Genomic DNA, 8,438 nt, shown 5'->3' with positions numbered 1-8,438 from the left:
GTGCTTAGTCCTGAGCGTTTAGCTCGTTATAATCGTGCTAAAACAGCAACAGCACCTGTTGAGATAGTAACCCTTGCCGAAGCGAAAAAAGCGGAGAAAGCACCTGCATCAGGTAAAAAAACATGGGTTTTTGTGGCCAATAATGTTCGCGATTTTGCCTGGGGATCATCACGTAAATTTGTATGGGATGGCATGGGCCAAAAGGTTAGCGGCAAAAACGTAATGTGCATGAGCTTTTACGGTAAAGAAGCTTACAACCTTTACAGCAAATACTCAACCCGTTTGGTAGCCCATACGGTTAAAACTTATTCTGATTTTACTTTCCCTTACCCATACCCGGTAGCGCAATCTGTTGAGGCTTCAAACGGTATGGAGTACCCAATGATATGCTTTAACTATGGCCGTACCGAAAAAGATGGTACTTATAGCGAAAGCACCAAGAATGGTATGATAGGTGTTATCATCCACGAGGTTGGCCATAACTTCTTCCCGATGATCGTGAATAGCGATGAGCGCCAGTGGACATGGATGGACGAAGGCCTGAACTCGTTTGTTGAATACCTTACCGAAGAGCTTTGGGATAACAAATTCCCAAGCAAAAAAGGCGCGGCATATACCATTGTTGATTACATGAAATTGCCTAAGAACGAACTGGAGCCGGTAATGACCAACTCTGAGAACATTGTTCGTTTCGGGCCAAACGCTTACTCAAAACCGGCTACCGCGCTAAACATCCTGCGCGAAACCATTATGGGCCGTAAGTTATTTGATTATGCTTTTAAAGAATATGCGCACCGCTGGGCCTTTAAACACCCAACGCCTGCCGATTTGTTCCGTACCATGGAAGATGCCAGCGGCGAGGATCTGGATTGGTTTTGGAGAGGCTGGTTCTACGGTACCGACCCGGTTGATATCTCTTTAGATTCGGTTAAATATGCTAAAGCTGACCTGGATGGCAAAATGCCTGCTATGCGCCAGCGTGGCGGCACGCCAAAAGTTGCGCCACCTGCTGTAAACAGTTTTGAAGATATCTCTAAAGTACGTAACCGTACCGATAAGAGCATCAAATTCCAGACAGACAGGGATACTGCTACGCAGGATTTTTACTGGAAATACGATAGGGGCACAGTAACGGTTGATACCGTTAAATTCGCGGCTATTGTAAAGGCACAACCTGCACCGCAGGCTTTTGCTACCGACCCATTGACCAATGCTGATAAAGCCAACTACAACAGCAAATATTTTTACGAACTAAACTTTAGCAATAAAGGTGGTTTGGTAATGCCGATTATAGTGGAGTTCACTTTTAAAGATGGCACCAAATGGACAGACCGTATCCCGGTTCAGATCTGGAGGTTGAATGAAAAAACAGCTTCTAAATTCTATATCCACGATAAAGAGGTTGCTTCTATAAAGCTTGACCCTATGCGCGAAACCGCGGATATTGACGAAAGCAACAATTATTGGGGTAAAATGCCGGAGCCTTCTAAGTTCCAGTTGTTTAAACAAAAAGCAGGCGGCCCGGCCCGTGGCCAGTCTGTAGGTACCAATCCAATGCAGGTATCGTCATCAAAATAAATTTTAACAAATTATATGCAAGGCCACGCTTATTAAGCGTGGCTTTTTTTTGTTTTTAGTGTTTTGTTAACATTTATTTAACATTGCGTTTTAGTAAATAGCTTAATTGCAGCCAATTAAGAAATTTGGTTAATACAGTTCTAATCTCATTCTAATAGCTGGTTAACGGCACGTTAACATTGCCGCGGGACATTTGAGGGAAATAATTTATCCCTTAAAATGAAAAAGTTTTACCTGATCATCTTAACACTATTCTTCGCGGCAGCAGCCAACGCGCAGATCACAACATCCGTACTAAGCGGCAAGGTTGTCGATCAAAAAGGCGTTACTATGCCTGGGGTAACTGTATCTGTTTTAAATAACAGTACGGGCACCCGTTACGGCTCGCAAACCAATGCCGATGGCCGTTATACCATCCCCAATGTTAACCCCGGCGGCCCTTATACTATAAGCGCTACTTTTATAGGGTACAAAAAAGACGAACATAACGACATTAACCTTTCACTGGGAAGCACAACCTTTAACTTTGTATTAACTGACGAAACCACAAACCTTAAAGAGGTAAGGATAACAGCAACCGGCGGTGCTTCAAAAACAGGTGCCAGCACCCGTATAAGTCAAAGCCAGATCCGCAATATGCCTGCCATTAACCGCAGCCTGCAGGATCTTACCCGTACAACACCACAAAGCAACAACAACTCGTTTCAGGGTACTAACTACCGTTACAATAACGTAACGCTTGATGGCGCCATTAATAATGACGCGATTGGCTTTAGCCCGTCATTAGGGGGGCAGAACAATGCATCGGGCCAAGTGGGCAGCAGCACCCGTACAAGCCCTATATCGTTAGATGCGATACAGGATATACAAGTGTTAGTTGCCCCTTATGATATTAAAATTGGTAACGTATTAGGTGGTAGTATAAATGCGGTTACCCGCAGCGGTACTAACGATGTTAGTGGTGCTATATATGGATATGGCCGTGGCGCGTTCTTAGTTGGGCCAAACAATGCGGCATTAGCTGCCGGTGGCGATGGTTCAAAACTGCCAAACACTTTCCATGACTACCAAACAGGTATCCGTTTAGGTTTACCTATTGTAAAAAACAAACTGTTCTTCTTTACAAACGAAGAGATTGCCCGCCGCCAGGACCCGGTTATCCGTGGTGCCGGTACGCAGGGATCAACCCAAATTTTGTCGTTGCAGGATGCCCAGGCCATTTCTAAAAAATTCTCTGACGCGGGTTTTGATGCAGGTACTTATGATAATACCACCATCTTCTCTAACTCGAACAAATTTTTTAACCGTTTGGATTGGAACATCAACGATAATAACCAGTTAACTATCCGTAATAATACCATTAGTTCTACAGCAACAAACCTTGAGCGCGATCAGCAGAACTTCCGTTTTGGCGGTATCGATTATACATCGCACAACAACTCAACCTCAACTGTTGCCGAGTTAAAATCAAGGTTGTCTAACACGGTGAACAATAGTTTGGTACTGGGTTACTCAAACGTACATGACTACCGTGACCCTAACTCAAACCCGGCTTTGCCACAGATAGAAATAACAGGTAAAACCCCGGGCTCAACCATATTTGTAGGTACCGACCGCGAGGCCGCTATTTTTGATATGCACCAAAAAACGGCCGAGTTTACCGATAACCTTACATGGACCAAAGGCAAACACACCTTTACCTTTGGTACGCACAACGAGTTTTATGATATTACCTACAACTTTGTTAACGCCTGGAATGGCCGTGATGCCTTTAAAAGCGTTGCCGATTTCTTAGCCGATAATCCGTCACGTATACGTGCTAACTATAATTACACCAACGATACCCGCGATTATATATTAGCGCACCCGTCAGCACAGTTTAATGTTAACCTGCTGAGCTTATATGGCCAGGACGAGATCCAGCTATCAGATAAATTTAAACTAACTGTAGCATTACGGGCAGATTACGCCGGTGTGCCAAACAAACAACCGCTAAGCGATAAAACTACCAACGCCCCGGTTGACCCTAACTACGGTAACACCTTTACTTACACCAAACCAAAAGACATTAAACAGAACTATTTAAACAACGTTGAGTTTAACCCGCGTGTATCATTCAACTATGATGTAAACGGCGATCAGAGTGTTATTCTACGTGGTGGTAGCGGCTTGTTTACCGGTCGTGTTCCGTTTGCATGGTTTGGTTACGCGTTCTACAACAACGGCCAAACTTATGGCGCGTCTGATTTTAACCCACCAGCCGCAGGCGGCCCAACTATTGTAAAAGCACCTGCAAATGGGGGCGCACAATCTTTAGCAGACAGGGGCGATAATATTACCAACGCTGCCGGTAAAACCCAGGTTGACTTGATTGACAATCACTTTAAAATGCCACAGGTTTGGAGAAGCAGCTTAGCTGTTGATTACACAACTGCGGATCAGTGGAAATTTACTTTAGAAGGTATTTATACCAAAGTTATACACGATTTAAAATTCCAGCAGGTAAACACTGTTGACAATGTAACTTACTATCCGTATGATACCCAGCACCAGCAGCCTATATTTATCAACCAAAAGATAAACCCACTGTTTGCCAATGCTTACCTTTTATCAAACACAAACCAGGGCTATCGTTACAGCGCAACTGCACAAATAGCTAAAAATACACAGTTTAGCCCTGTAAGTTCATTAAACTTTACAGTTGCTTATACTTACGGCCATTCAAAAGATGTTACCAATGGTATACGTAACTCAATGGAATCAAACTGGCAGTTAAACCAGGCTTTAAACCCTAACAATCCTGGTTTGGCTAACTCAAACTTTGATATCCGTAACCGTATCGTGTCAACCGTAAATTTCAAACACGATTGGGATGCTTCTCAAAATTATACTGCAAACTTTAGCTTCTTTTTCAGCGCACAATCAGGTAACCCATATACTTATGGCTTCTACCCAAGCGCTATCGACGGAACAGGCCAGCAGCTTAGTTTAGCTTACATCCCTAAAAAAGGCGAAACAGTTAACTTCTTCTCTGACATTGCGGCATCAGGTACCACTCCGGCCCAAACAGCCGCACAGCAGGCAGCAGCTTTTGATGCCTTTATAGATAAGAGCAAGTATCTTTCATCCCGCCGTGGCGATTTCACACAGCGTAACGCTGCCTTTACCCCATGGAACAACCAACTTGATTTCCGCTTTGCGCAGGACTTTAAGTTTGGCAGCGGTAAACACAAACAAGTAATAACATTCACTTACGATATTGTTAACCTTACCAACCTGTTGAACAAAAACTGGGGCCAGTACTACTTTTCGGCCAATACGTTCAACTCAACAGCAAGTGTAGGCTTAACTCCGGTTAAAGCAGGTACACCTACTTTCCCGAATGCTGCAACAACGTATCCAAAATACACCTTTGCCGACCCGGGATTACCGTACTCTGTTGATCTTTTCGCGTCGCGCTGGCAAATGCAATTCGGCCTGCGCTACGCGTTCTGAGTTCTTTTTTCACGAGTATATTTAATCATCAACGCCCGCACTTTGCGGGCGTTTTTGTTGTGTTAAAATATCGACAACAAAAAATCCCCCGTTTACTAACGGGGGATTTTTATATTATCATTCCCTATTTATTGGGATAGGTTACACATTAAATCTGAAATGCATTACATCCCCATCAGCTACAATATAGGTTTTACCCTCGATGCCCATTTTACCGGCTTCTTTTATAGCCGCTTCCGATCCGTTGTATTTTACAAAGTCTTCGTATTTAATAACCTCGGCACGGATAAAGCCTTTTTCAAAATCGGTGTGGATAACGCCGGCCGCCTGTGGGGCTGTAAAGCCCTTAGTGATGGTCCAGGCGCGTACTTCCTGTACGCCAGCGGTAAAGTAGGTGGCCAGGTTAAGCAGGCTGTAAGCGGCTTTAATAAGTTTGTTTACCCCCGACTCGGTTAAACCCAAATCGCCAAGAAATTCCTGGCGTTCCTCAAATGATTCCAGTTCGGCAATCTCAGCCTCAATTTGTGCTGATATTACCAATACCTGCGCGCCTTCTTCTTTGGCAACCGCTTTTACTTTCTCTACATAAGCGTTGCCGGTAGTTACAGAACCTTCGTCAACATTACAAACATACATTACCGGTTTTGCGGTAAGCAGCCAAATATCTTCAATGTATTCCTTATCCTCTTCGGCAACGGGGGCGGTACGCGCGCTTTTACCTTCCAGCAGGTGGTTTTTGTATACGGTAAGCACATCGTAGGTTTTTTTAGCCTCTTTGTCGCCGCCGGTTTTGGCCATCTTCTCTACCTTCTGGATCTTTTTTTCTATCGAATCCAGATCTTTCAGCTGTAGTTCGGTATCGATGATCTCTTTATCGCGGATAGGGTTAACTGATCCGTCAACATGTATCACGTTATCGTTATCAAAGCAACGAAGTACATGTATAATAGCGTTTGTAGCACGGATGTTTGCTAAGAACTGGTTACCCAGGCCTTCGCCTTTGCTGGCGCCTTTTACAAGGCCGGCAATATCTACTATCTCTATAACATTCGGAACTACGTTCTTAGGGTTAACAATCTCTGTAAGTTTTGTAAGGCGCTCATCGGGTACGGTAATTACGCCCACGTTTGGCTCAATAGTACAAAACGGAAAATTTGCCGCCTGTGCTTTGGCATTTGATAAACAGTTAAAAAGTGTTGACTTACCCACATTTGGTAAACCCACTATACCACATTGTAAACCCATTTTTATTTTTTTAGAATCAAGAATCAAGAGCCAAGAAGCAAGAAAGGAGTCTTGGCTCTTGACTCTTGATTTCCTGACTCAATTAAAGCGCAAAGATAACAGAAAAAACTGCCTTGTAATTTGAAAAAATAAACGACTTTTGCCAGCGTTACTGCAAGCAACAAAATAAGGTACAAACATGTAAAAACGAGGTTTTATGGAAGAGATGGTTGAGCAAATAGAATTATTACTGAAGCAGGAGGATACTACACAGCTGAAGGAATACCTGAATAATCTCAACATTTCTGATGTAGAGGAACTTATAGATGAATTGCCCGAGCATGGGGCAAAGTTTATCGAGATACTGTCGATAAACCGGGCGGTAAACGTATTCCGCATACTTGATTTTCCAACCCAGGAGCGTATCATAAAAAAACTTTCTGGTCAAAAAGTAGGCGAGATCATAAACGAGTTGCCACCGGATGATCGTACCGCGCTTTTCAGCGAATTACATGGCGACGCGGTAAAAACCCTTATATTACACCTTTCCCCGTCCGATAGGAAAGAGGCGCTATCTCTTTTAGGATATAAAGAAGATAGCGTTGGCCGTTTAATGACGCCCGACTACATTGCCGTTAAAAAAAGCTGGGATGTAAACCGGGTGCTGTCGCATATTCGCCGTTACGGTAAAAATTCTGAAACCATCGATGTTATTTACGTGATAGGAGAAAACGGTATTTTGCTTGATGATATCCGGATACGTGAGATACTATTGGTTGACCCGGAAACAAAAATAAGCACCCTGATGGACGGCCGATTAATATCCCTTGATGCCAACGACCCGCAGGAAGAAGCCATCAACGTGTTCAGGATGAACAACCGCACTGCCCTGCCCGTTGTGGATGCCGAAAATATCCTGCTGGGTATTGTAACTGTGGATGATATCCTTTGGATAGCAAACGAAGAATATACCGAGGATATCCAAAAAATTGGGGGTACAGAGGCCCTGGATGAGCCATACCTTGATATAAACCTGTTCCGCCTGGTAAAAAAGCGTGTGGGCTGGTTAATTGTACTGTTTTTGGGCGAAATGCTTACCGCCACGGCCATGGGTTACTTTGGCGATGAAATAGGCATTGTTGTTGCGTTGGCGTTTTTTCTGCCATTAATCATATCAAGCGGGGGCAATAGTGGCTCACAGGCGTCTACGCTCATTATACAGGCCATGGCGCTGGGCGAAGTAACCGTTGCCGACTGGTGGCGGGTTATGCGACGCGAGTTACTTTCGGGTTTAATGCTGGGTGTTATTTTGGGTATAATCGGCTTTTTGCGTATCACTATCTGGAGCGAGTTCAGCACCGTTTACGGGCCGCATTGGCTGCTAATAGCATTTACGGTTGGTTTCTCGCTGATAGGGGTGGTTTTATGGGGATCTTTATCAGGTTCAATGCTGCCGCTTTTGCTGAAAAAGCTTGGTGCCGACCCTGCTACCTCATCGGCACCGTTTGTGGCTACCCTGGTTGATGTTACCGGCCTTATTATCTATTTTAGTATAGCATCTATCATTATGCACGATATTTTGCACCCTGCGGCGCCTTTACATCCTACAGCTTTAAACTATATCCCTAAGCTTGCTCATTAACTATTTAAGCAATGCCTGTAAAATAATAATACCCGCCTTTTGAGCGGGTATTATTATATAATTTAGGTTTGTTTATATCTTTTTTTAGAACGAAAAATCTTCGTCGGCTTTTGCCACTTCGGTATTCTCGCTAAACTCATAGCGTTTTTCTACTACTTCCTGGTGGTCTTTAATGTAATCTACAGTGTCTTTTAACCCTTCAGCGAATTTCTCAAAGTCCTCTTTGTATAAAAAGATCTTATGTTTAATAAAAACTCCGTCCTCTAAACGTTTTTTACTTTCTGTAATGGTTACATAGTAGTCGTTAGACCTGGTTGCTTTTACATCAAAAAAATAAGTCCTCTTCCCGGCCCTCACCTTCTTCGAGTAAACCTCTTCACGCTCTCTGTTGTCAAAATCTCCCATAAATTTTTTTTATTGTAATAGTTTTGGTGGCCTAAATATATATAAAAATTCAATTGCAAGTATTTAATTGCATTATAATTAAAGCTTTATTGAA

The 8,438-nt window shown here is 43.4% G+C and carries 5 protein-coding genes; 3 read left to right on the top strand and 2 right to left on the bottom strand.

Features of this window, described 5'->3' with window-relative positions:
• Positions 1 to 1,578: M1 family aminopeptidase (locus tag WC615_RS10920; protein WP_372978133.1), on the top strand; the 1,578-nt coding region annotated here is incomplete at its 5' end.
• Between the two features lie 219 nt (positions 1,579 to 1,797).
• The gene (locus tag WC615_RS10915) at positions 1,798 to 5,073 is read left to right on the top strand and encodes a carboxypeptidase regulatory-like domain-containing protein (RefSeq protein ID WP_372978132.1); all 3,276 of its coding nucleotides are present in this window, start codon (positions 1,798 to 1,800) and stop codon (positions 5,071 to 5,073) included.
• Positions 5,074 to 5,214: 141 nt separating this feature from the next.
• On the opposite strand, the gene ychF is transcribed toward WC615_RS10915, so the two are convergent.
• Positions 5,215 to 6,318 carry a redox-regulated ATPase YchF gene (ychF, locus tag WC615_RS10910; RefSeq protein WP_372978131.1) on the bottom strand — a complete coding sequence of 368 codons (1,104 nt, stop codon included), beginning with the start codon at positions 6,316 to 6,318 and terminating at the stop codon, positions 5,215 to 5,217.
• Between the two features lie 196 nt (positions 6,319 to 6,514).
• Between ychF and mgtE the strand changes: the two genes are divergently transcribed.
• Complete coding sequence (mgtE, locus tag WC615_RS10905) at positions 6,515 to 7,939, top strand: magnesium transporter (protein ID WP_372978130.1); 1,425 nt, start codon at positions 6,515 to 6,517, stop codon at positions 7,937 to 7,939.
• A gap of 84 nt (positions 7,940 to 8,023) precedes the next feature.
• Here mgtE and WC615_RS10900 read toward each other — a convergent pair whose 3' ends face one another.
• The gene (locus WC615_RS10900) at positions 8,024 to 8,344 is read right to left on the bottom strand and encodes a DUF3276 family protein (RefSeq protein WP_067052999.1); all 321 of its coding nucleotides are present in this window, start codon (positions 8,342 to 8,344) and stop codon (positions 8,024 to 8,026) included.
• Positions 8,345 to 8,438 lie beyond the last annotated feature (94 nt).

The sequence above is a fragment of the Mucilaginibacter sp. genome, assembly GCF_041663085.1.
Classification (GTDB): domain Bacteria; phylum Bacteroidota; class Bacteroidia; order Sphingobacteriales; family Sphingobacteriaceae; genus Mucilaginibacter.
Note: the sequence above shows the minus strand (reverse complement) of the source record. Positions and strands in the feature narration are given on the sequence as shown.